The organism is Bradyrhizobium sp. UFLA01-814 (assembly GCF_046718885.1).
In the GTDB taxonomy this organism is placed as follows: Bacteria; Pseudomonadota; Alphaproteobacteria; order Rhizobiales; family Xanthobacteraceae; genus Bradyrhizobium; species Bradyrhizobium elkanii.
Genome location: NZ_JAQOSR010000006.1, coordinates 45,010 through 70,319, shown reverse-complemented (window position 1 = coordinate 70,319; position 25,310 = coordinate 45,010). Strand labels below are relative to the sequence as shown.

The window sequence follows — 25,310 nt, the reverse complement described above, 5'->3', positions numbered from 1 at the left end:
TCCATTTCGGAGCCGGTATCGTGAAGATTGTCGCAAAGTCGCTCTTCGTCCTGTTGACCTTGTTCGGCATGGCCCACGCTGGCCACGCCCAGACGGCCAAGAGCAAGAACGCGCCCGCTCCGGCAGCTGCTCCCGCCGCTCCTCAGGGTGATGCAGCAGCCCCCAACAATTCCGGCTGGGTCGCGCGCTGCACCAGTGCGAGCCGCGACGCCCCGCTCGAATGCGCGATGGAACAGACCGCGGTGCTCACCAAGACCGGGCAGCTCATCGTGCTGGTCAACATCCGCGTTCCCGGCGACACCCGCACGCCGGTTGCGCTGATCCAGCTTCCGCTCGGACTGAACCTGCCTGTCGGCGCCAAGCTGCAGGTCGACGACGGCAAGGCCGTCGACGTGCCGATCCAGACCTGCGAGGCACACGGCTGCTACATCAACACGCCGATCGCCGCCGATGTCCTGAGCCAGCTGAAATCGGGCAAGCAGCTCAAGGTGTCGTTCCAGAATCTCGGCAAGGAAACCATCTCTATCCCGATGCCGCTTGCCGACTTCGCGACGGTCTACGACAAGATCAAGTAGGCCCGCGCAGTTATCGCTCCCGCTTGTAGAGGAACGCGTTGTCCGGCTGCGGCATGCCGATGGTCTTGTAGAACCCGATCGAGTCCGGCGCCGACAACAGCAGACACATCGATTCAGGTCCGGCGAGACGCCGCGTTTCCGCGATCAGGCGCTTGCCGATGCCATGTCCCTGATACCCGCGATCGACCGCAAGGTCCGACAAATAGCAGCAATAGGCGAAATCGGTCAGCGCGCGCGACACGCCGACCAACTTGCCCGCCTTCCGCGCCGTCACGATCAGATTCGCATTGGCGATCATGCGCTCCATCCGGTCGGTATCCGCCAGCGGTCGCCGCTCGCCGAGGCCCGACTGGCGCAGCACCTCGATGAACTCGTCGACGCCGATCGACGCTTCGCGGGCATAGAGAATTTCGTCCATCACCTTAAACCTCTGTCGCAACGGGCCGGACCACACGCGCGAGACCATGGTGGATTACGCGGGACTGATCCACCCTCATGCCGTGATGGCCCATACCGCGTCCTGCATCAGGCGCAGGCCGCGCCCGGCAATCTCGTCGACATTTCAGAGGATGACCGCGCCACCGAGGCAGATTGGCTGGGGAACCTGGATTCGAACCAAGACAAACAGAGTCAGAGTCTGTTGTGCTACCGTTACACCATTCCCCAAGAATTGTCCGTGGTATCAACTGCTTAGCTGAATGACTGGACATCTCGGTGCAGCGGGTTCGCCTGCCAAATCAGCGCCCGCGCGAGTGCGACCTTCTACCCGCTTGGTCCCACGCTTGGCAAGCATTGTTGGCGGGGAATGGGTGTGAAAATCGCGGCCGGACCGCCGGCCATCCGGATGCGACCATCGACAGGCGGCAGCTTCCCCTCCGGTCGCGGCGTCAAAGGCTTCCATGAAGGAATTCAAGAACGATGAGCGGATCGATGGCAAGGAATGCCCCGACACTGAACCCAACGGTGCCGAGCGCGATCGCGCCGATCCAGCCGTGATGCGCCCACCCATAGCTCGCGCCGATCAGCGTCCCGAGCCCGATCACGGAAACCGCCCACACGATGTGAGCGACGACCTTGAACATCCTGATCATTCGCGATCCACCGTCGGGACACACCTCCCGCGCGGAAGGCCTGCTCGATCTCCAGCGATTCTGCCGACCTCTCTGATAGGTCGATCCCGCAAGCGGCGCGTTCAACCGCTGCAGCCCGCTCGTCCCTGACAAAGCGCCGCACCGTCGCGTTGCCGCGGCGTGCACGAGGCCATACGGTTCTAGTCGGCGGATGCCCGCCGGCGGGCCTCAGTACAGCCCGCCCGTCCCTGACCGCATCACGGCCCGATCGGCGTCCGGCGAGATGCCCTGCTGGGTGCCGTCGATCACATCGGTGCCGGCGACCATCCCGGGATCATTGAACGGCGGCGCCTGGCCCGGCTTGAAGGCTTCGAGCACCACGCCCCTGTTCTGGCCAGGCGCGGCGCGCTGGCCGGTCTTGGCATCGACCAGGACCAGCCGGATGCCGACCGGCTGCTTGAACGGGGTGGCGGGCTTGTCGGCCAGCGCGAGCTTCAGGAAGTCGCGCGCGATCGGCGCTGCGGTGTGGCCGGCCTGCGCGTTGCGGCCGAGCGAACGCGGCTTGTCGTAGCCGACATAGAGACCGACCACGAGGTCCGGCGAGAAGCCGACGAACCAGAGATCCTTCGCCTCGTTCGAGGTGCCGGTCTTGCCGGCGAGCGGCTTGCCGACGTCCTTCAGCGCGGTGCCGGTACCGGCCTGGATCACGCCCTCCATCAGCGAGGTGATCTGGTAGGCGGACATCGCGTCGAGTACCCGTTCGCGGCGGTCGACGAGCTGCGGCTCCGGCTGGCTCTTCCAGCCCTCCGGCGCGTCGCAGCCGCGGCATTCGCGCTGATCGTGCTTGAAGATGGTGTGGCCGTAGCGGTCCTGGATGCGGTCGATCAAGGTCGGCTTCACGCGGACGCCGCCATTGGCGATCATCGAATAGGCCGTGGCCATCCGCATCACCGTGGTCTCGCCGGCGCCGAGCGCATAGGCAAGATAGTTCGGCAACTCGTCATAGACGCCGAAGCGCTTTGCATACTCGCCGATCAGCGGCATGCCGATTTCCTGCGCCAACCGCACGGTCACCGTGTTGAGCGACAGCCGCAGCGCGTTGCGCAGCGTCACCTGGCCCTGATACTTGCCGGTGGAGAAGTTTTCGGGCCGCCAGATGTTGCCCTGCCCCTGGTCGATCTCGATCGGGGCGTCGATCATCATGGTCGATCCGGTGTAACCATTGTCGAGCGCCGACGAATAGACGATCGGCTTGAAGGTCGAGCCGGGCTGCCGATAGGCCTGGGTCGCGCGGTTAAACTGGCTCTGGTCGAACGAGAAGCCGCCGACCATCGCCAGCACGCGGCCGGTGTGCGGATCCATCGCCACCATCGCACCCGACAATTCGGGGATCTGACGCAGCCGGTACTGGCCTTCGACGCGCTGGCCGTCCTTGCTGAAGAGCGGGTCGGCGTAGATCACGTCGCCGGGCTGCAGCACCTGCGCCACCGATGTCGGCGTCTTGCCCCTGCTCCTGGCCCAGCGCACGCCGTCCATCGTGACGATGCCGGTCTCGCGCTGCTTGCTGATGGCGCCGCCGAGTTCGCGGCCCGGCTGGAAGCCGATCCGTGCCGACTGATCGTTGCTCTCCAGCACCACCGCCATCCGCCACGGCGAGATGTCGGACAGCGACTTAATCTCGGCGAGCGGCACGCCCCAGTCACTGGTCAGATCGAGCTTCTGGATCGCACCGCGATAGCCCTGCTGCTCGTCATAGTTGACGAGCCCAGCCACCATGGCCTTGCGCGCCATCACCTGGACTTTGGGGTCGAGCGTGGTGCGCACCGACAGGCCGCCTTCATAGAGCTTCTTCTCGCCATAGCGCTCGAAGATGTCGCGGCGGACTTCTTCCGAGAAATATTCGCCGGCGAAGGTGTGCGCGCCATTGCTGCGGTTGGTGACGGTCAGCGGCTCCTTGCGCGCCTTGTCGGCGTCGGCCGCGGTGATCCAGCCGTTCTCCTGCAGGCGGTCGATCACGTAGTTGCGGCGTTCGACCGCGCGCGCGCGGTTGCGCACCGGATGCAGGCTGGCCGGCATTTTCGGCAGCGCCGCCAGATAGGCCGCTTCCGCGACCGTCAGTTCATTGACGGACTTGTCGAAATACACCAGCGAGGCCGCCGCGATGCCGTAGGCGCCAAGGCCGAGATAGATTTCGTTGAGATAGAGCTCGAGGATCTTGTCCTTGGAGTAAGCCCGCTCGATTCGCATCGCCAGCAAGGCTTCCTTGATCTTGCGGGTGAACGAGACCTCGTTGGTCAAAAGGAAGTTCTTGGCGACCTGCTGGGTGATCGTCGAGGCGCCCTGCGGCCGCCGGTTGGAACCGAAGTTCTGGATGTAGGAGACGCCGGCGCGCGCCATGCCGGTATAGTCGATGCCGCCATGCTCGTAGAAATTCTTGTCCTCGGCGGCGAGGAACGCGTTGATCACGAGCTTCGGCACCGCCTGGATCGGCAGATAGAGCCTGCGCTCCTTGGCGTATTCGCCGAGCAGCGAGCCGTCGGCCGCATGCACGCGGGTCATCACCGGCGGCTCGTAGTTCTGGAGCTGCGAATAGTCGGGCAGGTCCTTGGAGAAATGCCAGAACAGCCCTGCGACTGCGGCCAGACCAGCCAGGAACAGGATGGTGCCTGCGGTGAACAGGAACCCGAAGAACCGCAACAGAAATTTCATCGACCAGATTTCCGTGGCGAATACGTCGCTCGTTCTGAGCGCGCTGCGTGCCACTTAGGCCGCCCGGTATATCGGTCGCTCCATGGACCTGCAATTCAACACCGGAGAATTAAAGCAAGCCAGGCGTCAAACTTATGCCATAGAGCCCGGCTCGCACCCGCAGCCAAATCGGCAGACCTCGCCGACTGGCGGTGCCCGCGGAGGCTGCATCGATCTCCGCTGCAGCGCTGCGCGATTCGCGCGCCGCGCCTGATAGCGCTGCGGTCTCGCTACGCTTGCGCGGAGAGCACGTTACGAAAGAAAAGCGCGGGCCGGACGGATCGATTCCCCTATCCGCCCGCCGATTTGGGTGCTGCGACATCAGAAACCGGTGGACAGCGCCGGCGCGCCGATCACATTAAGGATTTGTTAACTATAACTACCGCAAGTTGTTGGCATACACCGACTCGCGACGGGCTGATTTGGATGGCACTGCGCGGATTTCGACGGCCATTTACGGCCGACCCGAATGTCCTTGGATTTCCAAGACCACCCACATCGGCCATGGGCACAGAAGCCTTGGACCTCGTCCATCAGGCGGCGGATCTGTTCCGCAGCATCGAGCACAGGGCTCGCGCCGGCGAGGCCCGCGCCGAGGCCGCCGAACAGGCGCAGCTCGAAATCATCGCCGCCACCGAGCGCAAATTGAGGGATGCGTCGCGGGCGCTTGAGGAAGCCCGACGGCGCATCGAGTCCCAACAGGAGCAGCTCGATGCGGCCGAATTCCGGGCCCATGCCGCCGAAGCCGAGGCGCGCGAAGCCAAGCAATCCCTGGCCCTGGTCGAAGACGCGATCCGCCGGCGCCTGCTGCTGACCAGCGGGCACGACGACGGCAGGTCGACCGCCGTCGCCTGACCGCAGCGCGGATCAATTGGAGGGGGTAGCCCGCATGAGCGGAGCGACATGCGGGAGCTCAACAAGACCCGGATATCGCTTCGCTCATCCGGGCTACGGGTTGTCGTTGGGCGTCACGCTCAATACCCCGCAGCGAGCCCCGAATTGCGGCGCGGATCGTTCGCGCCATAGAAGCGGTTGTTGCCGACCGGCTTGCCGTCCAGCGATGGCGCCCCGATGATGATGACCGCGAGGTGATTGGCAGGCTGCGGCGGCCCGAATTTGTGGCCCATGCCCTCCAGGATCTTCCGCGTGTCCGGCGACAGCGTGAAGTCCTCGAGGTTGGTCGCCTCGGGAAGCCATTGCTGGTGGAAGCGCGGCATGTCCACGGCTTCCTGCGCGTTCATGCCGTAGTCGATGGCATTGATCATCGTCAGCAGCACGGCAGTGATGATGCGGCTGCCGCCCGGGGTGCCCATCACGATGACCGGCTTGCCGTCCTTGGAGACGATGGTCGGGCTCATCGAGGACAGCGGACGCTTGCCGGGGACGATCGCGTTGGCCTCCCCCTGCACCAGCCCATACAGGTTCGGGACGCCGACCTTGGCGGTGAAGTCGTCCATCTCGTCATTGAGCAGCACGCCGGTCTTGGCCGCCGTCACCTTGGCGCCGAACCAGTCGTTCAGCGTGTAGGTGACCGACACCGCATTGCCGTCCTTGTCGGCAATCGAATAGTGCGTGGTGTTGCTGCCCTCATGCGGCGGAACGCCGGGCTTGATGTCCCTGGAGACGCCGGCCTTTGCCGGGTCGATCGTGGCACGGATCTTCGCGGCGTAGGTCTTGTCGAGCAGGCGCTCGAGCGGATTCTTCACGAAGTCCGGATCGCCGAGATAGCTGTTGCGATCGACGTAGGCGTGGCGCATCGCCTCGATCTGGTAGTGCACCGCCTGCGCCGAATGGTAGCCGAGCTCCTTCAGCGGATAGCCTTCGAGGATGTTGAGCATCTCGCAGATCACCACGCCGCCCGAACTAGGCGGCGGCGCCGAGACCACGTGGTAACCGCGATAGTCACATTCGACCGGCGCCAGCTCGCGAACCCTGTAGTTGTTCAGATCCTCCTGCGTCAGCAGGCCCTTGCCGCCCCGGCTCGCGGCGACGATCGCAGCACCGACCCAGCCCTTGTAGAAGCCATCCGTGCCGCGCTTGCTGATCTCGCGCAGCGTCTCGGCAAGTTCGTGTTGCACCAGCCGTTCGCCGACCTGGAACGGGTTTCCATTGTTGAGAAAGATCGCGGCCGAGGGCGGATCCTGGCGAAGATCGTCGACCGCAGAATCCAACATCTGAATGTCGCCGCGATCGAGCACGAAACCGTCCTCGGCGAGTTGCAGCGCCGGCGCGATCACGTCGGCGCGCTTCATGGTGCCGTATTTCTCGCGCGCATATTCCATGCCCGCGACCGAACCGGGCACGCCGACGGCGAGATGGCCCTTGGTGGAGAGGCCGGCGACAATCTTGCCTTCCTTGTCGAGATACATGTCGGCGGTGGCGCCCTTCGGCGCGGTCTCCCGGAAATCCAGGAAGGTCTTGCGGCCGTCGGCGAACTGGATGGTCATGAATCCGCCGCCACCGAGATTGCCGGCGGCGGGATAGGCCACTGCAAGCGCATAACCGACGGCGACCGCCGCATCGACCGCATTGCCGCCCCGCTTCAACACCTCGACGCCGACCTGCGTGGCAAGATGTTGCGCGGAAACCACCATGCCGTTCTCGGCGGCGACCGGCGCAACCGAGGCCGCGCGACCGGGAACTGCCGACACGATGCCGACCGAGACGAGCGCGGCGACCATCCATCGCGCGCGTGCATTTGGATTTTTCATGAAGCCTCCCGGGACCTGCGCCGACTGTCGCGGCTTGCAGCGCTATCTCAACGCGTACATCTAGCAGGCCGCACGCGCGCGCACTATAGGCCCGCGCGGTCTCCACCGCTCGCCCGCAGCCGGCTATGCCGTCTGCCATAGGCCGCATAGATCACAAGCCCGATCAGTAGCCACACCGCGAGCCTGATCCAGGTGTCGAGCGGCAGGCCGAACATCAGGAACAGCGAGGTTGCAGCGGCAGCCGGGGCCACCAGCCAGATCGCCGGCGCCTTGAACGGACGCGGCAATTCCGGATCGCGCACGCGCAGCACCAGCGTGCCGATCGAGACCACCGTGAATGCGAACAGCGTGCCGATCGAGACCAGTTCGCCGACCAGCCCGATCGGCAACAGCCCGCCGAGAACAGCGGCGACGGTGCCTGCGAAGATGGTCGAGACATAGGGTGTCTGGAAGCGCGGGTGGATTTTGGCGGCAAAGCCCGGCAGCAATCCGTCATGCGCCATGGCGCGAAAGATCCGCGGTTGCGCCAGCAGCATGATGAGGATCACCGATGTCAATCCGAACAGGATGCCGAGCTTGATGAACGGACCGAGCCAGCCGATGCCGATCGCATCGATGCCGACGGCGATCGGATCAGGCACACTGAGCCGATCATAGGGCACGATGCCGGTCAGCACGAATCCGACCGCGACATAGAGCGCGGCGCAGATCACGAGCGAGCCGAGAATGCCGATCGGCATGTCGCGCTCCGGCGTCTTCGCCTCCTGCGCCGCGGTCGAGATCGCATCGAAGCCGATATAGGCGAAGAACACCACCGCCGCGCCGCGGACCACGCCGGACCAGCCGAACACGCCAGGACCGGCATTCGGCGGGATCAGCGCGCCCTCCGGGTTGCTCGCCGTCACCCAGTTCGCCAGCGTCACCGAGGAAGCCGCGGTGGCGAGAAACAGCGCGATCACGACGAGCTTGACCACGACGACGAAGCTGGTGAAGCGCGCGGACTCGCGAATGCCGACCACCAGCAGCGTGGTCACGAAGGCGATGATCGCCATCGCCGGGATGTTGATGACCGCACCGGTCGACGACCACGCGCCGGTGTTGACGTCGTAGGCGAGCGGCGCCGAGGTGAATTGCTGCGGCAGGTTGATGCCGAAATCGCGCATCAGACTGACGAAATAGCCGGACCACCCGACCGAGACCGCGATCGCGCCGACCGCGTATTCAAGGATTAGATCCCAGCCGATGATCCAGGCGATCAGTTCGCCGAGCGTGGCATAGGCATAGGTGTACGCGCTGCCGCAGATCGGCACCGTCGACGACATCTCGGCGTAGCACAGGCCGGCGAAGGCGCAGGCCACCGCACCAATCATGAAGGAGAGCGTGACCGCGGGACCGGCATTGGCGGCGGCCGCGTGGCCCGTCAGCACGAAGATGCCGGCGCCGATGATGCCGCCGATGCCGAGCGTGACCAGCTGCAACGCCGACAGCGAGCGCCTGAAGATCGGCGTCTCCGCGTCGCCGTCGGCCCGCGCCGCCTCCCGCAACAGGTCCGAGGTCGACTTTCGGTCCCAGAAACCGGCCAGAGCGTCTGTCACGCCGGGTGTCCTCCGCCGCTCGGGTCCGGCGGGACCCGACACGATCGGCAGACTATAACGCGGCTAACGTCCAGTCGTTCGCGCGCCGGGCGAATGCCGGCGCCATTATCCACCGCCAAGCGCGGTGCAAGGCCTTATTGGCAGGGATGGCGACGGCCGTCGCGGCCAAGGAAGGTGCCGGACGCCGGATCGAATGAACGGTAACGCGCACAGGCGGAAGATGGCTGCGCCGCGGGCATGGCACCGTAGGCGTTCGCCGGATTGCTCCCGCGCTGCGCGGCCTCCTGGGCCTCACCCCATGGCGTCAGGGCGCCGCCGTTGATCGCGCTGCGCCCGGGATTTTGCGCGTCGAAATATGCCGGCTCCGACATCTGGGCCGCGACCGGCGTGAACGTCATTCCCACGAGCAGCATGGCGGCTGCGACTGCCCATGACCTGGTCATGCGGCCTCCTATCGATCAATAAACGTGTGCCGGATGACGGCCGAGCCGCCCCCAAACGGAGATAGGGACGGCAATCCTCCGGGCACAGGGGCCACGGCGTCACGATGCTGCGAGCAAGTCAGCCGTGGCCCGCCGCTCAATGGTTATGCACGTCCGGCCGCGGGTCGGAGACGAACCCGTCGCGGTTCGGCATCTTGATCGTGGCGAGCGACTTGGCGTCGAGCACCGCATTGGCCGGCACGATGCCGTTCAGGCTGAGGATGTAGGCGGACACCGCGTAGACGTCCTCATTGCTCAGCGACTGCGGCGCGTGCTGCGGCATCGCGCGGCGGATGTAGTCGAACAGCGTCGGCGCATAGGGCCAATAGCTGCCGACAGTGCGGATCGGCTTGGGACTCGCCAAGGTGCCCTGTCCGCCGACCAGGCGGTCGCCGACGCCGCCCTGCCCGCTGTCGCCATGGCACGCCGCGCATTGCTCGCTGAACACCGTGCGGCCGCGCTCGACGTTGCCGCTGCCCGGCGGCAGGTTGGAGCCGTCACGGCCGATATCGATGTTCCAGCCGGCGATCTCGGCAGGCGTTGCCGCACGCCCGATGCCAAAGCGATCCTCGGCCTGCCCGGCAGTGGCAAGCATCGCGACCGCACTCGCAAGGAACGCCGCCTTGAGCTTACGCCTGGCCATTGGTCACCTCACCATTCGCATCGATGCGCCAAGGCCAGATCGCGTTGTTGTGGTAGAACGAGTTGAGACCGCGCACCTTGACCAATTCCGCCAGCGTCGGCTGGACGTAGCCGGTCTCGTCGATGGCACGGCTCTGAATCACGGCGGGCTTGCCGTCCCAATGCCAGGGCAAGCGGAAGCGCGTGAGCGCGCGCGTCAACACCGGCTCCTGCAATTCGGCCTGCTGCCAGCTTTTGCCCTCGTCGAGCGAGACCTCGACGCTCTTGACCTTGCCGTGACCGCTCCAGGCGATGCCGGTAATCTCGTGAAAGCCCTGCGTCGTCAGCTTCTGCCCGCCGGACGGCCGCGTGATGATCGACTTGGCTTCCATATAGAAGGTGAATTCGCGCGACGTGCCGTCGGGCATCGGGTCGGTGTATTTCGAGGTCTCCTCGCGCGAATAGGCCGGCTCGGCGACGACCTTGAGCCGGCGCAGCCACTTCACATTCATGTTGCCCTCGAAGCCGGGCAGCAACAGGCGTAGCGGATAGCCCTGCTGCGGGCGCAGCCGCTCGCCATTCTGGCTGTAGACCAGCATGGCGTCGTCGAGGCATTTCTCGATCGGGATCGAGCGCGTCAACGCAGCGGCGTCGGCGCCTTCGGCCACGATCCATTTGGCACCCGCCTGCAGGCCCGCCTCGTCCAGCACCGTCTTGAGCGGCACGCCGGTCCATTCCGCGCAGCTCAGGAGGCCGACGAGGTCGGAGGCCGTCTTGCCGTAGGGCTTGGTGTAGACCGGATTGCCGGAGCACTCGAGGAAGTGGATGCGCGACTGCGACGGAAAGCGGCGGATGTCCTCCATCGTGAACACCAGCGGGCGATCGACCATGCCATGCAGCACCAGCCGGTGCTCGGCCGGGTCGATGGTCGGCACGCCGCCGTGGTGGCGTTCGTAGAACAAACCGTTCGGCGTGATGATGCCGTCGAGCTCCTGCAATGGCGTGCGGCCCGAAGCGGAAATATACTGCGGCAGTGTCTTCGAGATGTTCTTGACGACGGCCTTCTCGTGAACCGACGGCGTGCCATAGGGCTGGCTACCCATCGGGTCACCGGGCGCTTTCATCCATTCCGGCACATTGGGCGGAAGATTATTCCCCTGTTCGGCAAGCGCGGTAGAACCGGCAACTCCCGATATCGCGGTGCCACCGGCCAGTGCTGCACCGGCCTGAAGGAATCGCCTGCGAGACGCCTCTCGCACGCGCTTGTCCGTCGTGTGTTCGATCATCGACGTTTTCCTCTGACGTTACCGGGGCATGATCCGGAAAAGTGCGAAGCGGTTTTCCGAAGAGATCATGCCAGGACAACAATCTAAAGCGCGATGACGATTCATCGTGCTCTGGTGCAGCCTAACACCAAACAGCTGAGGCGAGGCAATGCTTCATCGCGCAGAGCTGCATCGACAGCGCGTGATGGCCGTTGTTCGACAGTCTTTGCTTGCGTTCACATCCGTTCGCCGGGCAATAGACTGGCTTGCTTCACCCACGCGGTGAGCTGGGCTTCGTCGAGCTCGTCGTTCTCGTGAATGTCGAGATAGCGCGTGTGCTGCTGCCTGGACTCGCCCGGCGGCACCGGATGCAGCGACGCGCCGCGAAAGAACGCCACCTTGACGTAGCGCGTGAAGACATGGATGCCGAGGAACCAGCCTTCCCCTTCCATGCCGTAGAGCGGCGAGTTCCACTTCACCGCCTTCTGCACGCCGGGGACGGTACGCACGATGAGCGCGTCAAGCTTGCGTCCGACGTCGCGCTTCCACCCCGGCATCGCGGCGATATAGGCTTGCACCGGAGCGTCACCATATCCCTTGGCGATCTGCGGATTGCCGCCTGCGAGCAGACGCGGCTTTGCAGTGTCACGCTTCACGGCGCTCTTTTTCGCACCCTTCGCCGACGTCTTTGGCGTCTTGCCAGCCTTTGTGCTCGTTCTCACCCGTTCACGTCTCGCGCGCAGCGCTGCGCAGCGTCCGTCCTCGCGAGCCGGATCATATCGGCTGCGCGTCGGTGTTGTCGTCAGCGAGCGCGCGTGTTCGCGGCGGCGTATCGACGCGCTCGGGCGGCTTTCGTGTGGCGATCCGGCATCTAGTCGATCACGGGTGGCGTACCGTGGGTGTGGAACGACTCGATCGTCTTCAACCCCCACGCCTGTCCCCTCTTGCGCTCTTCCTCGGTCCACACGATCGGCTTCCAGTCCGGCGCAAGGATCAGACGTGCGCCGGCGTTGGCGACCTCGACGCGGTTGCCGCCGGGTTCATAGACATAGAGGAAGAAGGTCTGCTGGATCGCGTGCTTGTGCGGCCCGGTCTCGATATGCACCCCGTGCTCGAGAAAAATATCCGCGGCCCGCAGGATCTCCTCACGGCTGTCGAGCGCGTAGGTGACATGGTGAAACCGGCCGCGCTTGCCGTAATGGTCGCGCGTATAGGCGAAGTCGTAGCTCTTGTTCGACATCGTCATCCACATCGCGGCTTCCGTGCCGTCGTTGAGCACGATCTGCTCGGTGGTGCGGCAGCCGAGGTAGTCTTCGAAGAACAGACGGTTGGCCTTGATGTCGACCGCGAGGCAATTGAGATGGTCGAGCCGGCGGACATTGACGCCGCGCGCCGGAAAGCGCTGCGCCTGATTTTTCAGCGCGGGCTTCAGCTCGGACGGCGCCTCGTACCACTCGGTCTCGTAATAGAGCTCGATGACATGGCCATCGGGATCGCGGCAGCGGAATGCCGGCCCCTGCCCCATGTCATCGTCGATCCAGCCGATATCGAAGCCCGAGCCCTTCAGCGCGGCGACGCGACGTTCGAGCGCCTGCGGGCTGCGCGCCCGCAGCGCCATGTGCTCCATCCCTGAAGTCTTCGAGGCCGTCAGCTTCAGCGAATAGCGCTCGTAATCGTCCCAGCCGCGCAGATATACCGACTCGCCCTTGCGGCCGCTGACGGTCATGCCCATGACGTCGACGAAGAATTTCAGGCTCTCGTCCGGCTTCGGCGTCAAAAGCTCCATGTGCCCGAGATGCGCGAGATCGAAGATCGGTTCCGGCTGCATGGGCGGTCTCCCTCCGCGACGACGCCGGATCGACGACTTGCGGTTGGACAGGTGAGCGGCGCGTCGATTTGTACTAGTGTACAAATGATTAGGTCCCGTCAACAAAATTACTGGCAACGGCAATTGCGCTCGCACGGCATTCCGTCGCCGGAATCACCTCGTGAAAGCGGTCGAGGCAGGCGGTCAGGCGACCGAGACGGCGGTCTCGCGATGCGACGAGAGCAGCTTGCGGATTTCAGCCGATGACACCGGCCGGCTGAACAGATAGCCCTGCATCTCGGTGCAGCCGAGGATGCGCAGCAGGTTGCGCTGCTGCTCGGTCTCGACGCCCTCCGCGGTCGTGGTCATGTCGCTGGCAGCGGCGATGTTGACGACGGCCTGGACGATCGTGGACGACGCGCCGGTCCCGGCGAGATCCTTGATGAAGGCGCGATCGATCTTGATCTTGTCGAACGGGAAGCGCTGCAGGTAGCTCAGCGAGGAATAGCCGGTGCCGAAATCGTCGAGCGCGATACGGACGCCGAGTTCGCGCAGCTGATGCAGGATATCGAGCGCAGCCTCGTCGTCGCGGATCAGCACCGCCTCGGTGATCTCGAGCTCAAGTCGCGAAGGTGCAAGACCTGTCGCGGCGAGCGCGGCGGCGACGTTGAGTGCCAGTGTCTGGCTCTTGAACTGGATCGGAGACACGTTGACCGCGACATGAACATGCTCCGGCCAGTTCATCGCCTCGCGGCACGCGGTGTTGAGCACCCAGTGACCGAGATCGTTGATCAGGCCGGTGTCCTCGGCGATCGGGATGAAATCCGCCGGCGAGATGGTGCCGCGTTCCGGATGACGCCAGCGCACCAGCGCCTCGCAGCAACTGACCTGGCCCTCCTCGAGATGGAGCAGCGGCTGATAATGCAGCTCGAAGCTGCCGTCGGCGATCGCCTGGCGCAGCTCGAGCTCGAGGCTGCGCCGCGCCTTGGCACGTGCGTCCATGCCGGTCTCGAAGAACCGGTAGGTGCGGCGGCCGTCGCTCTTGGCTCCGTAGAGCGCGAGGTCGGCATTGCGCAGCAATTGATCGATGTCGAGGCCGTCGGCGGGCGCAACGGCGATGCCGATGCTGGCGTCGGTGGTGATCAAATGCCCGCTGCACTCGATCGGCCGGCGGATCGCCTGATAGATCGCAGCAAGGAGCTGCATGGTCTCGGTCTGATCGCGGACGACGGTCTGGATCACGGCAAACTCGTCACCGCCGAGCCGCGCCGCGACGTCGGTGTCCCCAACGCAGGTGCGCAGGCGGTCGGCGATCGCCCTGAGCAATTCGTCGCCGATCTGATGGCCGAGCGCGTCGTTGACGGCCTTGAACTCGTCGATGTCGATATACATGACCGCGAGCTGCTGATCCGGCCGGATCGCCTTCAGCGCCCGCTCCAGGCGCTCGCGGAACAGCACGCGGTTCGGCAGGTCGGTCAGCGCATCATAGTGCGCCATGTGGGCGATCCTGTTCTCGGTGCGCGTGCGCTCCGTGATATCCTGGATGGTCGCCACCCAGCCGCCTTCCGGCAGCGGCTTGTTGACGATCTCGATCGCGCGCCCGCCCGGCGCCTGCGTCAGCTGACGCGTGGCGCGGCCAAGCTTCACGTTGCCCATGATGGCGTCGCAGAAGTCGTCGACATCGCCGTCGAACGAGCCGGTCTCCTGCCTGTGCGCGATCAGCCGGTGCATGGTGCAGCCGGGCTTGGCGACGTCGGGCGAAAGCCCGAACATCTCGATGTAGGGACGGTTGCAGATGATGATGCGCGCCGACGCGTCGTAGAGCACGAGGCCCTGCGGAATGTTGTTCACGGCGGTCATGAGATTGCGACGTTCGGTGGCGAGCCGCTCGTCGGAGATTTCGTGCCGCTTGAGCAACAGGAAGACGATCACGGCCATGATCGCGAATGCCGCCATCAGCAGGCCTTCGCGCTCGCTCCATTGCGCGGTGGCGCTTCCGAGCAGGCTGCCGACCAACAGGCCGGCACAGAACGCCAGCCCCTTGGTCGAGCCAGCATCGGCATTTCCTGAATTGCGATGTTCGATGCGCACGCTGATCTCTCCCGGGCGCGGCATCGTTACGCAGCACAAATGGAAAGGTCGTTACAACTCGCAGTTAGCAATCGGTTACGCGATACCGGGCCACAGCGCATGACAAATCGAGCCCAATTCCCCGCAAACCTACGGAGCTGCCGATGCACTCCTCGGAGATGGTGAATCCCGCGTTAACGGAAAAACCGGGAAACAAACGCGGCTGTGCCGGAAAGCGACGAATCCGCCGCCGATGCACATGACGGGGCGTCATCTCGCGGCACGATAGAAACAAATCGTCACCGGGAAGGTGTAGATTTAGCCGATGCAGAACCCCGGCGATTTAACGGTTTTTCCAATCCCGGGCGGGCATATTGGTCCGGACATTTAGATTTTGAGAACGAGCCAGGCTGGAACTGTGACACCCTTCGGACGTGTGATCTCTGTGCGCGGCTCGCAGGCCCGGGTTGGGCTGCTGGCGGGCGGCCAGATGCAACTTTCAGAGATGCGAGCAACGGTCGGCCGGTTCGTCAGTATCCGCTGCGCGAGTTCGGTCATCGTCGCCATGATCACCGAAGTGACGTGCGAGAACCTGCCGGCATCCGACGAATACATGGCGACCGCCTCGGTCGACCTGCTCGGCGAGATCCTGGGCGGCGACCGCCCGAAATTCCAGCGCGGCGTCACCCATTATCCGACCATCGGCGACAGCACCGATCTGATCACGAACCAGGAGCTGCGCACGGTCTATGCGCCGAGCGGCTCGGACCAGATCAATGTCGGCACGCTGCAGCAGGATCGTTCTGTGATCGCCTATGTCGACGTCGAGGAGATGCTCTCCAAGCACTTCGCGGTGCTCGGCTCGACCGGCGTCGGCAAGTCGACCGGCGTGTCGCTGCTGCTCAACGAGATCCTGAAGTCGCGGCCGAACCTGCGCATCTTCCTGCTCGACGTGCACAACGAATATGGCCGCTGCTTCGGCGAGCGCGCGCAGGTGCTCAACCCGCGAAACCTGAAGCTGCCGTTCTGGCTGTTCAACTTCGAAGAGATCGTCGACGTGCTGTTCGGCGGCCGGCCCGGCGTGCCCGAGGAGCTCGACATCCTCGCCGAAGTGATTCCGATGGCGAAGGGCATCTACACCCAGTACCAGAACTCCGACCGGGTCGGTCTCGGGCTGAAGCGCATCGACCCCAAGCAGGTCGGCTACACCGTCGATACGCCGGTGCCCTATCGCCTCGTCGACCTGATCTCGCTGATCGACGAGCGCATGGGCAAGCTGGAGAACCGCTCCTCGCGCATCATCTATCACAAGCTGATCTCGCGCATCGACGCGGTGCGCAACGATCCGCGCTACGCCTTCATGTTCGACAATGCCAATGTCGGCGGCGATACCATGGCCGAGGTGATCAGCCATCTGTTCCGCCTGCCCGCCAACGGCAAGCCGATGACCATCATGCAGCTCGCCGGCTTCCCCGCCGAAGTCGTCGATTCCGTGGTGTCGGTGCTGTGCCGCATGGCGTTCGATTTCGGGCTGTGGAGCGACGGCGTCTCGCCGATGCTGTTCGTCTGCGAGGAAGCGCACCGCTACGCCTCCGCCGACCGCAATATCGGCTTCGGGCCGACCCGCAAGGCGGTGTCGCGCATTGCCAAGGAAGGCCGCAAATACGGCGTCTATCTCGGCCTGATCACCCAGCGTCCGGCCGAACTCGACGCGACCATCATCTCCCAGTGCAACACGCTGTTCACGATGCGCCTCGCCAACGACCGCGACCAGGCGCTGCTGCGCTCCGCGGTCTCGGACGCCGCCGCCAACCTGCTGTCCTTCGTGCCCTCGCTCGGCACCCGCGAGGTGCTGGCGTTCGGCGAAGGCGTGGCGCTGCCGACCCGGCTGCGCTTCAAGGAGGTGCCGCCGCACCAGCTGCCGCGCGGCGAGGCCACCATCGCCACGGTGCCGTCGGTCACCGCCGGCCATGACATGCATTTCGTCAGCGCCGTGCTGGAGCGCTGGCGCGGCGCCACCTCGCATCGCGATAGCCCGAGCGACGCCAACTTCAACTCTCCCGCGCCGGCGCGCACCATGGCGCCGGCCGAGGCCCCGATGCTGCAGCCCTCGCTCGGCCTCGATCCGGACCGCTTCTCGCTGCTGAAGAAGCCGCTGCGCTAGCATCGTCGCGGCAAGGCACGATGCGCCTTGCGCCCGACCCGTCATCCACTATGGTCTCGCGTGACGCCGCACCCAGGCGGCACGCCGGAACCATCTCATGACGCAGCCGACCGCAAAACGCTTCCCGACGCCCGCTCTCGACAAGCTCCCCGAGGATATCCGCGCCCGCATCCTGGCGGTGCAGGAGAAATCCGGCTTCGTGCCGAACGTCTTCCTCACCCTGGCCTATCGCCCCGACGAGTTTCGCGCCTTCTTCGCCTATCACGACGCGCTGATGGAGAAGGACTCCGGCCTCTCCAAGGCCGAGCGCGAGATGATCGTGGTGGCGACCAGCGCCGCCAACCAGTGCCAGTATTGCGTGATCGCCCACGGCGCGATCCTGCGCATCCGCGCCAAGAATCCCGAGATCGCCGACCAGATCGCGGTCAACTACCGCAAGGCCGACATCACGCCGCGGCAGCGCGCGATGCTCGACTTCGCCATGAAGGTGAGCCGCGCGGCCGAGGAAGTCTCGGAGGCGGACTTCGCCGCACTTGCCGCCCACGGCTTCAGCGACGACGACGTCTGGGACATCGCCGCGGTTGCGGCGTTCTTCGCGCTGTCGAACCGGCTCGCCAACGTCACCGGCATGCGGCCGAACGGCGAGTTCTACATGCTCGGCCGGCAGCCGAAATAGAGGACGCCTTGGCGGACTGGAGCGAGATCATCCTGCGTCTCGGCGCCGCCACCCTCGCCGGCTGCGCGATCGGGCTCGACCGCGACCTGCGCGGCAAGCCGATCGGCCTGAAGACGCTGGGTCTCGTCAGCCTTTCGACGGCGATGGTCGTGCTGTTGGCATTGCAGGCCGTCGAGCCCGGCAAGTTCACCGACGCGGTGAGCCGCGTGATCCAGGGCGTGCTGACCGGCATCGGATTTCTCGGCGCCGGCGTGATCGTGCGGCAGGGCGACCGCTTCCAGGTCCGCGGCCTGACCAGCGCCGCATGCGCATTCTTCGCCGCTTGCGTCGGCATCGTCTGCGGCGCCGGACACTGGCCGATCGTCGTCACCGCCGTCGCGCTGGCGTTCCTGCTGTTGACCTTCGGCAAGCGGACCGAGCGGTGGCTGCACCACGCGCTCGGTGGCAAGGAGGATCAGCACAGGCCGGAGGCCGCGGCAGATCAGTCGTCGGATGCCGGCCCGCACCAGCCGGGCAAATAGACCGCGTCCTTGCTGCGGCCGAGCGCCAGTCCCTTCTCCAGCGCCTTGGCGAAATTGTTCTCCACCGTCTTGCGCGGGATGTGGCGGCGCAGGAAATCGGCCCACAGGAATTCGCTGAACGGCGTCGTGTCCTTGGCGAAACCGCCCGCCCGGCGCATCTCGCCGGCGAGGCTGCGGAACGGATCGTCCCTGAGATCCTTGATCGATTTCGGAATGTCCTTGAAGTGGCGGCGCTCGCCCTTGGAATCGTAGGGATAGACCCAGCGCTTGTTGTCCATCACGCCCCAGAACACGTCGCGCTCGACCATCGTGAGATCGCCGATCACCGTGACCAGGATGTCCTTGACGCCCTCCTCGTGCAGCGCACGCGCCATGTGATGGTGATCGACCACGTAGTAGCGATCGTCGGGACCATGGACGACCGGGATCATGTGCTTGCCCAGCAGTTCGGCGCGCTTCTTGTCCGACTTGTGCTCGCGCCAGCGCTTCCGCTTCTCCGTCACCTCCTGCATGCCGACCGTCATCTGGGTCGGCCGCAGCGACATGATCGGGACCGGTTTCACGTAAGGCTCGCGCGTGTGGGCCATGATTTATGCTCCCTTTTGACCGGCACTCCGGAACGGGTTCCACTATGTCATGAGCCCGCAGGCGGGTGAAAGAGTCCGGTGTGCCGGAATGGCTTCACGAAGCGGTGGGGCCGACGGCCGGATGCCTCGGCCTCGGCTGTCAATGCGCAGGCTGCCGATGCCCGGGCGCGCAGCCTCAACCTCCGTGACGGCGTTGCAGCGCAAACTGTGCATGCGCGAAGGTCGAACGCGTGTGTCGACATCGGCCTCGTCATCGCAATGCCGAGCATCCCGCGCACCGCAGCAGTCACCTCGACGGCAAGCCAGCTCCTGGAGGTGATCGAAGCATGAATACCACCTCTGCGCGCACCAAGATTTTAGGTGTGAAGTGCAGCGAACATGCTAAACATAACCGGCGACGCGACCGGACTGACAACAGTGAAGACGCAGCGGCCAATTTCCTCGGATGCGGAGCACGTGGTGCTCAAATTCCGGCCGCGTACCTCGGCGCAGCCGCCCGGCAAGCGCGAGGAACCGCTCCGATCGACTCGCCCGGCTTCCGTTGCCAACGATCTCTCTCGCTATGAGAAGCCGCGCGAGGAGCCGGACGATTTCCGCCAGCGCATGCTCGCCAACATCGCCGCCTTCGCCTTCACGGTGGCGCTCACCGCGATCGGCATCTGGCTTGCCATGAGCATCGCCGATTTGCGCAAGACCCAGGATTGCGTGCTGATGGGCCGCCGGGATTGCGCGAAGATTACGGTGATGCCGCGCAGCTAGGCTGGCCGGAACCCTGCCCAAAAACCGTCCTTGCGAGGCCGGCCAAGCTCCATTGAACTAACGGCCCTGCTCCGATATACGGGCACACGACTCCGGCACCAGCAATCGGGCATTCCGGGGCAACGCGCCCGCCTCCTCTGAGCCGACCCGGAATTACCTTCAATATATCAAAGGCTTAATGATGTCCTCCACATTCGAGCAGATCGCCAACATTATCGCGGAGACCTGCGACATCCCGCGCGACACGATCAAGCCGGAGAGCCACGCGATCGACGATCTGGGGATCGACAGCCTCGACTTCCTCGACATCGCGTTTGCCATCGACAAGGCCTTTGGGATCAAAATGCCGCTCGAAAAGTGGACCCAAGAGGTCAACGACGGCAAGGCCACGACGGAGCAGTATTTCGTGTTGAAGAATCTCGCCGACCGCATCGACGAGCTGGTTGCAGCCAAGAACGCGGGCACGGGCACGGGCTCGTAATCGCCCATCATGCAGCTCGAGATCTTTCAGCTGATCGATCGGATCGTCGACCTCAACCTCGACGCAAGGACCATTGTCGTCGAGGCGGATGTCCCGCCCGACAGCCATTCGGTGTTCGCGGGGCACTTCCCGGGCTATCCGATCATGCCCGGCGTGCTGCTGACCGAAGCAATGGCCCAGAGCTCGGGCTGGCTGATCCTCGGTCTGACCAAGTTCGAGCGCATGCCCTTCCTCGCCATGGTCAAGGAAGCCAAGATGCGCGGCTTCGTCAGCCCGGGTTCGCTCCTGACCATCGAGGCCAAGATCGAGCACGAAGGTTCAGGCTTCGCCGTCACCTCGGCGAAGGTTCGCGTCGGCAAGGAGCTCAAGTGCAATGCCGAGCTGACCTTCCGTCATATCCCCTTCCCCAGCCCGGACTTGCGCGTGCACATGGATGCGATGGCCACCAAGATCGGGTTTCCGCAGCAGGCAATGAGTCATGGCTGAGAAGGAAGTCTGGATCACCGGCGTAGGCCTGCTCTCCTCGCTTGGCGAAGGGCTGGATGCGCATTGGGAGGCGCTCGGCGCCCGGCGCGTCAATGCCGACGAGAAGCGGCTCGCGCCATACGTGATCCATCCGATCGCCCCCGTCAGCTTCGACGCCCAGATCCCGAAGAAGGGCGATCAGCGTCAGATGGAGACGTGGCAGCGGATCGGTACCTATGCCGCCGGGCTGGCGCTCGATTCCGCCGGCGTCAAAGGCAATCAGGAAATCCTGTCGCGGATGGACATGATCATCGCAGCCGGTGGCGGCGAGCGTGACCTCAATGTCGACCTGGCGATCATGAACGCCGATGCGCAGGGCAAGCTGCCGCCCGCCCTGCTCAACGAGAAGCTGATGAACGAGCTGCGCCCGACGCTGTTCCTGGCGCAGCTCTCCAACCTGCTCGCCGGCAACATCGCGATCGTTCACGGCGTGTGCGGGACCTCCCGCACCTTCATGGGCGAGGAAGCCTCGAGCATCGACGCGGCACGGATCGCGGTCGCGCGCATTGGAGCCGGCCAGAGTGACATCGCCTTGGTCGGTGCCGCTCATAACGGCGATCGCGGCGACCTCTTGATGCTTTATGCATTCGGCGATCTCGCCCTCAAGGACCAGCATAGCTCGGTCTGGGCCCGCAGGAACAACCCGGGCTTTGCCATTGGCTCCGCCGGCGCCTTCCTCGTGATGGAATCGCGCGAACATGCCGAGGCCCGCGGCGCAAAGCCGTACGCCAAGCTGACCAAGGTGGTCGCCGACCTTGCCCGACGCAAGGAGCCGGGCGCCGTGACGAAATCGCTGCAGGCGTTGTGGCCGCAGCTCGGCGTCAGCGGCGACGACGGTATCCTGATCACGGGCGCGACCGGCGCCGAGCCTGCGACCGCTGAAGAGCGTGCATTCCTCAGCCAGCATGCCGGCTTTGCCGTCCGCGCCACCGGAACGACCTTTGGCCACACCATGGAGGCGCAGTTCCCGCTCGGGCTCGCGCTGGCAGCGCTCTCGATTTCGCGCGGCGCGCTCTATCCGGCCAACGACCCGACCGGGCTGGAGGTTGAAAAGACCGAAGCGCCAACCCAGATTGTCGTGTTGGGGGTCGGCCACTGGCAGGGCGAAGGCATGGCACTGGTCGAGGCCGTCAAGTAATTCGGCGCAAGCACCGACGGGGACACCATGACAGCACCACGCGATAAATTCGGCCGACCGATCGTCGTCGTGACCGGCATGGGAATCGTGACGTCGCTCGGCGGCGGCAAGACCGACAATTGGAAGCGCCTCACCGCGGGTGAGTCCGGCATCAAGACCGTGACACGGTTCCCGCTCGACAGTATGAAGACGACGATGGCCGGCGCCGTCGATTTCGTCACCGTCGACCCATTCTCCTCGACCAGCCTGTCGCAGCGTCTGGCGGAGATCGCGACCGAAGAAGCGCTCGAGCAAGCCGGCATCGGCAGCAAGGGCGACTTTCCCGGCCCGCTGTTTCTGGCAGTCGCCCCGATCGAGACCGAGTGGCCGCAGCGGCTCGAGGTCGCGCGCGAGGTCCCGACCAAGGACTTTGGAATCATCGAATACCTGGCGACCTGCAGTGGCGGGAAGTTCGCGCACTTTCACCGGCGCTTCACCTTCGGCTCCGTCGCGCTCAACCTCGCCGAGACCTTCGGTACCAAAGGGTCCCCGATTTCGCTGTCGACGGCTTGCGCGTCCGGTGCGACCGCGATCCAGCTTGGCGTCGAGGCGATCCGCCGCGGCGAAACCGATGCGACGCTGTGCGTCGCAACCGACGGCTCGGTTAACCCGGAAGCCATGGTGCGCTTCTCGCTGCTGTCGGCTCTCTCCACCCAGAACGATCCGCCGCAAGCCGCCTCAAAGCCGTTCTCGAAGAACCGCGACGGCTTCGTGATGGCCGAAGGCGCCGGCGCGCTGGTGCTCGAGAGCTACGAGGCCGCGATGGCCCGCGGCGCGCGCATCCTCGGCGTCGTCGCCGGCTGCGGCGAGCTCACCGATTCCTTCCATCGCACCCGCTCGGCCCCGGACGGCAAGCCGGCGATCGGCTGCGTGCGCAAGACACTCGCCGATGCCGGAATGGAGCCCGAGCAAATCGATCATATCAACGCGCACGGGACCTCGACGCCGGAAAACGACAAGATGGAGTATCTTGCGACGTCGGCCGTGTTTGGCGAACACACCAAAAACATTCCGGTGTCGTCGAACAAGTCGATGGTCGGCCACACCATCTCGGCCGCCGGTGCAGTCGAGGCGATCTTCTCGCTGCTCACGCTCGAGCATCAGCGGATTCCGCCGACGATCAACTACGAGGTGCCTGATCCCGCGATCCCGTTCGACGTGGTCGGCAACAAGGCGCGCGATGCCAAGGTGACCGCCGTGATGTCGAACTCGTTCGGGTTCGGCGGGCAGAACGCCTCACTGATCCTGACGCGCGAGCCGGCCTAGCGCCCTCGCCTCATCAGATGAAACGCCTGCTCCTTCGCACCAGGGCGCACCTGCGTGACGCCGCGAAGCCCGTGACCGACGCGGCGATCGGCGGGCTGACGATCGGCCTGCTGCGTACAACGCGCTATTTCGATCCCGAGAAGACCGCAAGGTTCTTCGGCCGCGCCGCGCATTTCATCGGCCGCCGGCTGCGCGAGGATCGCATCGGCCGCGAGAACCTCAAGGCCGCCTTCCCGGAAAAGTCACCGGAGGAGATCGAGGAGATCCTGACCGGCGTCTGGCACAACCTCGGACGCATCGGCGCTGAATTCGCGCACATCGACCGCATCTGGGACCACGATCCCCAGAATCCCGACAAGCCGGGTCGCGTCGAATTCTCGGCGCGCAGCAAGCAGCTGTTCGATCAGTTGCGCGACGACGGCAAGCCGGCACTGTTCTTCGCCGCACATCTCGGCAACTGGGAGCTCTCTCCAATTGCCGCCGCAGCGCATGGGCTCGACGCCACCATCCTGTTTCGGCGGCCGAACATCGAAGCCGCCGACCGCGCCATCGAGCGCATCCGAGCAGTCAACCTGGGCACGTTGGTCCCGGCCGGCCGCGACGCGCCGCTCAAGCTGGCGCAGGCGCTGAAGAACGGCCAGCACGTCGCGATGCTGGTCGATCAGTATTTGACCAACGGCGTTCCCGTCACCTTCTTCGGCCGCAAGACCACGGCGAATCCGCTGCTGGCGCGCCTGCGCCGGCAGATCGATTGCCCCATCCACGGCACGCGGATCATCCGCCTGCCCGACGGCCGCTTCCGCGGCGAGGTCACCGAGGAAATCAAGCCGGTGTTCGACGCATCCGGCCAGATCGATATCCAGGGCACGATGCAGGCGATCACCGACGTCGTCGAGGGCTGGGTCCGCGAATATCCGGATCAGTGGCTCTGGCTGCACCGGCGCTGGCGATAGGCTCATCCGACTTGTCATTCCGGGGCGATGCGAAGCATCGAACCCTCAGGTGCGCAATTGAGCACCGAGAATCTCGAGATTCCCCGATGCGCAATTGCGCATCTCAGGTCTGGTGCTGACGCACCATCCCGGACTGACGCGTCGCGTCATTTCCCGGTCTTCACCCTCGTCCACAGCCGGTTGATGATCCGCTGCGTCGCCGGATCGCGCGCGGTGATCACGAACAGCTTCTTCTGCATCGCCTCGTCGGGATAGATATTCTTGTCGGTGAAGATCTTCGGATCGATCAGCTTCTGGCTCGCCAGATTGCCGTTGGCGTAGGACAGGAAGTTCGAGTTCTTCGCCGCGACCTCGGGACGGTAGAGGTAGTTGATCAGCTCATAGGCCTCAGCAACGTTCTTCGCGTCCGACGGAATCGCGAGATTGTCGAAGAACATCTGCGCGCCCTCCTTCGGGATCGTGTAACCGATCTCGACGCCGGTGTTGGCTTCCGCCGCCCGGCTGCGCGCCTGCATGATGTCGCCCGACCATCCGACCACGAAGCAGATTTCGCCCGAGGCCAGCGCGCTGAGATATTCGGACGAGTGGAATTTGCGCACATAGGGCCGGATCTTGATGACGAGATCGGCGGCCTTCTCGAGGTCGACCTGCTTGGTCGAGTTCGGATCGAGGCCAAGATAGCTCAGCGCCGCCGGCAGGATGTCGTCCGCGGAATCCAGCATGTGGATGCCGCAATCCTTGAATTTGGCGAGGTTCTCCGGCTTGAACACCATGTCCCAGCTGTCGATCTTCGCGTCGGGACCGAGAATCTTCTCCGCGATCTTGACGTTGTAGCCGATGCCGGTGGTGCCCCACATGTAGTTGGCGCCGTAGCTATTGCCGGGATCGTAAGTCGCAAGCTGCTCCGTCACCACGGGCCATGCATTAGCGAGGTTCGGCAGCTTCGACTTGTCCAGCTTGAGGAATACCTTCGCGGTGATCTGGCGCTGGAGGAAGTAGCCGGTCGGCACCACGACGTCATAGCCCGACTTGCCGGCGAGCAGCCGCGTCTCCAGCGTCTCGTTGGCGTCGAACGTGTCGTAGACGACCTTGATGCCGGTTTCCTTGGTGAAGTCCTCGAGGACTCCCGGCGCCATGTAGTTCGACCAGTTGTAGAAGTTGACCGTGCGCTCCTCGGCGTCGGCGGAGGCCGAGAGCAGCAGGACCGTCGCGACCGCGCCGACGAAGCTGACGAGACGACGGTTCTGCTCTCGCATT

24 protein-coding genes and 1 tRNA gene are annotated in these 25,310 nt (G+C 64.7%); 11 read left to right on the top strand and 14 right to left on the bottom strand.

Features of this window, described 5'->3' with window-relative positions; genetic code table 11:
• The first annotated feature begins 68 nt into the window (after positions 1–68).
• Positions 69–575 carry an invasion associated locus B family protein gene (locus PMN64_RS03365; RefSeq protein ID WP_411779720.1) on the top strand — a complete coding sequence of 169 codons (507 nt, stop codon included), beginning with the start codon at positions 69–71 and terminating at the stop codon, positions 573–575.
• A 10-nt stretch (positions 576–585) separates the two neighbouring features.
• Here the strand turns inward: PMN64_RS03365 and PMN64_RS03360 are convergent, their stop codons facing one another.
• The 4 genes from PMN64_RS03360 to PMN64_RS03345 form a co-directional block, all read right to left on the bottom strand.
• Positions 586–993, bottom strand: coding sequence for a GNAT family N-acetyltransferase (locus tag PMN64_RS03360; RefSeq protein WP_018271115.1), 408 nt, complete (start codon positions 991–993; stop codon positions 586–588).
• Between the two features lie 174 nt (positions 994–1,167).
• A tRNA-Gln gene (locus tag PMN64_RS03355) sits at positions 1,168–1,241 on the bottom strand.
• Between the two features lie 221 nt (positions 1,242–1,462).
• The gene (locus PMN64_RS03350) at positions 1,463–1,657 is read right to left on the bottom strand and encodes a hypothetical protein (protein WP_411779701.1); all 195 of its coding nucleotides are present in this window, start codon (positions 1,655–1,657) and stop codon (positions 1,463–1,465) included.
• A gap of 216 nt (positions 1,658–1,873) precedes the next feature.
• Positions 1,874–4,354 (bottom strand): penicillin-binding protein 1A, encoded by a 2,481-nt coding sequence (locus tag PMN64_RS03345; protein ID WP_411779700.1) that lies wholly within the window; start codon positions 4,352–4,354, stop codon positions 1,874–1,876.
• 543 nt (positions 4,355–4,897) lie between these two features.
• Here PMN64_RS03345 and PMN64_RS03340 point away from each other — a divergent pair.
• The gene (locus PMN64_RS03340) at positions 4,898–5,248 is read left to right on the top strand and encodes a hypothetical protein (protein WP_411779699.1); all 351 of its coding nucleotides are present in this window, start codon (positions 4,898–4,900) and stop codon (positions 5,246–5,248) included.
• A gap of 119 nt (positions 5,249–5,367) precedes the next feature.
• On the opposite strand, the gene ggt is transcribed toward PMN64_RS03340, so the two are convergent.
• The 8 genes from ggt to PMN64_RS03300 form a co-directional block, all read right to left on the bottom strand.
• Complete coding sequence (gene ggt / locus PMN64_RS03335) at positions 5,368–7,104, bottom strand: gamma-glutamyltransferase (RefSeq protein WP_411779698.1); 1,737 nt, start codon at positions 7,102–7,104, stop codon at positions 5,368–5,370.
• 83 nt (positions 7,105–7,187) lie between these two features.
• A complete protein-coding gene (locus tag PMN64_RS03330; protein WP_411779719.1) occupies positions 7,188–8,687 on the bottom strand; it encodes an amino acid permease in 1,500 nt (499 codons plus the stop codon).
• 146 nt (positions 8,688–8,833) lie between these two features.
• Positions 8,834–9,142 (bottom strand): BA14K family protein, encoded by a 309-nt coding sequence (locus tag PMN64_RS03325; RefSeq protein ID WP_411779697.1) that lies wholly within the window; start codon positions 9,140–9,142, stop codon positions 8,834–8,836.
• Positions 9,143–9,278: 136 nt separating this feature from the next.
• Positions 9,279–9,776 (bottom strand): c-type cytochrome, encoded by a 498-nt coding sequence (locus PMN64_RS03320; RefSeq protein WP_411779718.1) that lies wholly within the window; start codon positions 9,774–9,776, stop codon positions 9,279–9,281.
• A gap of 34 nt (positions 9,777–9,810) precedes the next feature.
• Positions 9,811–11,088, bottom strand: coding sequence for a sulfite dehydrogenase (gene soxC, locus PMN64_RS03315; protein ID WP_411779696.1), 1,278 nt, complete (start codon positions 11,086–11,088; stop codon positions 9,811–9,813).
• A 215-nt stretch (positions 11,089–11,303) separates the two neighbouring features.
• Complete coding sequence (locus PMN64_RS03310) at positions 11,304–11,789, bottom strand: DUF1801 domain-containing protein (protein ID WP_411779695.1); 486 nt, start codon at positions 11,787–11,789, stop codon at positions 11,304–11,306.
• A 149-nt stretch (positions 11,790–11,938) separates the two neighbouring features.
• Complete coding sequence (locus PMN64_RS03305; protein ID WP_411779694.1) at positions 11,939–12,895, bottom strand: catechol 2,3-dioxygenase; 957 nt, start codon at positions 12,893–12,895, stop codon at positions 11,939–11,941.
• A 183-nt stretch (positions 12,896–13,078) separates the two neighbouring features.
• Positions 13,079–14,965, bottom strand: coding sequence for a putative bifunctional diguanylate cyclase/phosphodiesterase (locus PMN64_RS03300; RefSeq protein ID WP_411779693.1), 1,887 nt, complete (start codon positions 14,963–14,965; stop codon positions 13,079–13,081).
• A gap of 397 nt (positions 14,966–15,362) precedes the next feature.
• Between PMN64_RS03300 and PMN64_RS03295 the strand changes: the two genes are divergently transcribed.
• The 3 genes from PMN64_RS03295 (at position 15,363) to PMN64_RS03285 (ending at position 18,305) form a co-directional block, all read left to right on the top strand.
• A complete protein-coding gene (locus tag PMN64_RS03295; RefSeq protein ID WP_212057288.1) occupies positions 15,363–17,108 on the top strand; it encodes an ATP-binding protein in 1,746 nt (581 codons plus the stop codon).
• Positions 17,109–17,205: 97 nt separating this feature from the next.
• Positions 17,206–17,784, top strand: a complete 579-nt coding sequence (locus tag PMN64_RS03290) for a peroxidase-related enzyme (protein ID WP_016848430.1) — start codon at positions 17,206–17,208, stop codon at positions 17,782–17,784.
• Positions 17,785–17,792: 8 nt separating this feature from the next.
• Positions 17,793–18,305: an MgtC/SapB family protein gene (locus PMN64_RS03285; protein ID WP_028344601.1), complete on the top strand. Its 513-nt coding sequence runs from the start codon at positions 17,793–17,795 to the stop codon at positions 18,303–18,305.
• Here PMN64_RS03285 and PMN64_RS03280 read toward each other — a convergent pair.
• Positions 18,266–18,892 carry a ParB-like protein gene (locus PMN64_RS03280; protein ID WP_028344600.1) on the bottom strand — a complete coding sequence of 209 codons (627 nt, stop codon included), beginning with the start codon at positions 18,890–18,892 and terminating at the stop codon, positions 18,266–18,268. The two genes, PMN64_RS03285 and PMN64_RS03280, sit on opposite strands and share 40 nt — an antisense overlap.
• A 417-nt stretch (positions 18,893–19,309) precedes the next feature.
• On the opposite strand from PMN64_RS03280, the gene PMN64_RS03275 reads away from it, so the two are divergent.
• From PMN64_RS03275 to PMN64_RS03250, 6 genes are all read left to right on the top strand, one after another.
• On the top strand, positions 19,310–19,651 hold the full coding sequence (locus PMN64_RS03275; protein ID WP_028334297.1) for a hypothetical protein: 342 nt from the start codon (positions 19,310–19,312) through the stop codon (positions 19,649–19,651).
• 181 nt (positions 19,652–19,832) lie between these two features.
• Positions 19,833–20,132, top strand: a complete 300-nt coding sequence (locus PMN64_RS03270) for an acyl carrier protein (protein ID WP_024582229.1) — start codon at positions 19,833–19,835, stop codon at positions 20,130–20,132.
• Between the two features lie 9 nt (positions 20,133–20,141).
• Positions 20,142–20,618 carry a 3-hydroxyacyl-ACP dehydratase FabZ family protein gene (locus tag PMN64_RS03265; RefSeq protein WP_016848425.1) on the top strand — a complete coding sequence of 159 codons (477 nt, stop codon included), beginning with the start codon at positions 20,142–20,144 and terminating at the stop codon, positions 20,616–20,618.
• Positions 20,611–21,795: a beta-ketoacyl-ACP synthase gene (locus PMN64_RS03260; protein ID WP_304499747.1), complete on the top strand. Its 1,185-nt coding sequence runs from the start codon at positions 20,611–20,613 to the stop codon at positions 21,793–21,795. The genes PMN64_RS03265 and PMN64_RS03260 overlap by 8 nt, the downstream gene beginning before the upstream one ends.
• A gap of 27 nt (positions 21,796–21,822) precedes the next feature.
• Positions 21,823–23,100: a beta-ketoacyl-ACP synthase gene (locus PMN64_RS03255; RefSeq protein ID WP_028344597.1), complete on the top strand. Its 1,278-nt coding sequence runs from the start codon at positions 21,823–21,825 to the stop codon at positions 23,098–23,100.
• A 17-nt stretch (positions 23,101–23,117) separates the two neighbouring features.
• The gene (locus PMN64_RS03250) at positions 23,118–24,053 is read left to right on the top strand and encodes a lipid A biosynthesis lauroyl acyltransferase (RefSeq protein WP_304499746.1); all 936 of its coding nucleotides are present in this window, start codon (positions 23,118–23,120) and stop codon (positions 24,051–24,053) included.
• Positions 24,054–24,199: 146 nt separating this feature from the next.
• Here PMN64_RS03250 and PMN64_RS03245 read toward each other — a convergent pair whose 3' ends face one another.
• The gene (locus PMN64_RS03245; protein WP_411779692.1) at positions 24,200–25,309 is read right to left on the bottom strand and encodes a polyamine ABC transporter substrate-binding protein; all 1,110 of its coding nucleotides are present in this window, start codon (positions 25,307–25,309) and stop codon (positions 24,200–24,202) included.
• Between the last annotated feature and the right edge of the window lies 1 nt (position 25,310).

Excerpts from the sequence above, each read along its gene's own strand:
- PMN64_RS03365 (WP_411779720.1), top strand. The coding sequence starts at position 69 with ATGGCCCACGCTGGCCACGCCCAGACGGCCAAGAGCAAGAACGCGCCC.
- PMN64_RS03360 (WP_018271115.1), bottom strand. The coding sequence starts at position 993 with ATGGACGAAATTCTCTATGCCCGCGAAGCGTCGATCGGCGTCGACGAG.
- PMN64_RS03350 (WP_411779701.1), bottom strand. The coding sequence starts at position 1,657 with ATGTTCAAGGTCGTCGCTCACATCGTGTGGGCGGTTTCCGTGATCGGG.
- PMN64_RS03345 (WP_411779700.1), bottom strand. The coding sequence starts at position 4,354 with ATGAAATTTCTGTTGCGGTTCTTCGGGTTCCTGTTCACCGCAGGCACC.
- PMN64_RS03340 (WP_411779699.1), top strand. The coding sequence starts at position 4,898 with ATGGGCACAGAAGCCTTGGACCTCGTCCATCAGGCGGCGGATCTGTTC.
- ggt (WP_411779698.1), bottom strand. The coding sequence starts at position 7,104 with ATGAAAAATCCAAATGCACGCGCGCGATGGATGGTCGCCGCGCTCGTC.
- PMN64_RS03325 (WP_411779697.1), bottom strand. The coding sequence starts at position 9,142 with ATGACCAGGTCATGGGCAGTCGCAGCCGCCATGCTGCTCGTGGGAATG.
- PMN64_RS03320 (WP_411779718.1), bottom strand. The coding sequence starts at position 9,776 with ATGCTTGCCACTGCCGGGCAGGCCGAGGATCGCTTTGGCATCGGGCGT.
- soxC (WP_411779696.1), bottom strand. The coding sequence starts at position 11,088 with ATGATCGAACACACGACGGACAAGCGCGTGCGAGAGGCGTCTCGCAGG.
- PMN64_RS03305 (WP_411779694.1), bottom strand. The coding sequence starts at position 12,895 with ATGCAGCCGGAACCGATCTTCGATCTCGCGCATCTCGGGCACATGGAG.
- PMN64_RS03290 (WP_016848430.1), top strand. The coding sequence starts at position 17,206 with ATGACGCAGCCGACCGCAAAACGCTTCCCGACGCCCGCTCTCGACAAG.
- PMN64_RS03280 (WP_028344600.1), bottom strand. The coding sequence starts at position 18,892 with ATGGCCCACACGCGCGAGCCTTACGTGAAACCGGTCCCGATCATGTCG.
- PMN64_RS03270 (WP_024582229.1), top strand. The coding sequence starts at position 19,833 with ATGTCCTCCACATTCGAGCAGATCGCCAACATTATCGCGGAGACCTGC.
- PMN64_RS03265 (WP_016848425.1), top strand. The coding sequence starts at position 20,142 with ATGCAGCTCGAGATCTTTCAGCTGATCGATCGGATCGTCGACCTCAAC.
- PMN64_RS03260 (WP_304499747.1), top strand. The coding sequence starts at position 20,611 with ATGGCTGAGAAGGAAGTCTGGATCACCGGCGTAGGCCTGCTCTCCTCG.
- PMN64_RS03255 (WP_028344597.1), top strand. The coding sequence starts at position 21,823 with ATGACAGCACCACGCGATAAATTCGGCCGACCGATCGTCGTCGTGACC.
- PMN64_RS03250 (WP_304499746.1), top strand. The coding sequence starts at position 23,118 with ATGAAACGCCTGCTCCTTCGCACCAGGGCGCACCTGCGTGACGCCGCG.
- PMN64_RS03245 (WP_411779692.1), bottom strand. The coding sequence starts at position 25,309 with ATGCGAGAGCAGAACCGTCGTCTCGTCAGCTTCGTCGGCGCGGTCGCG.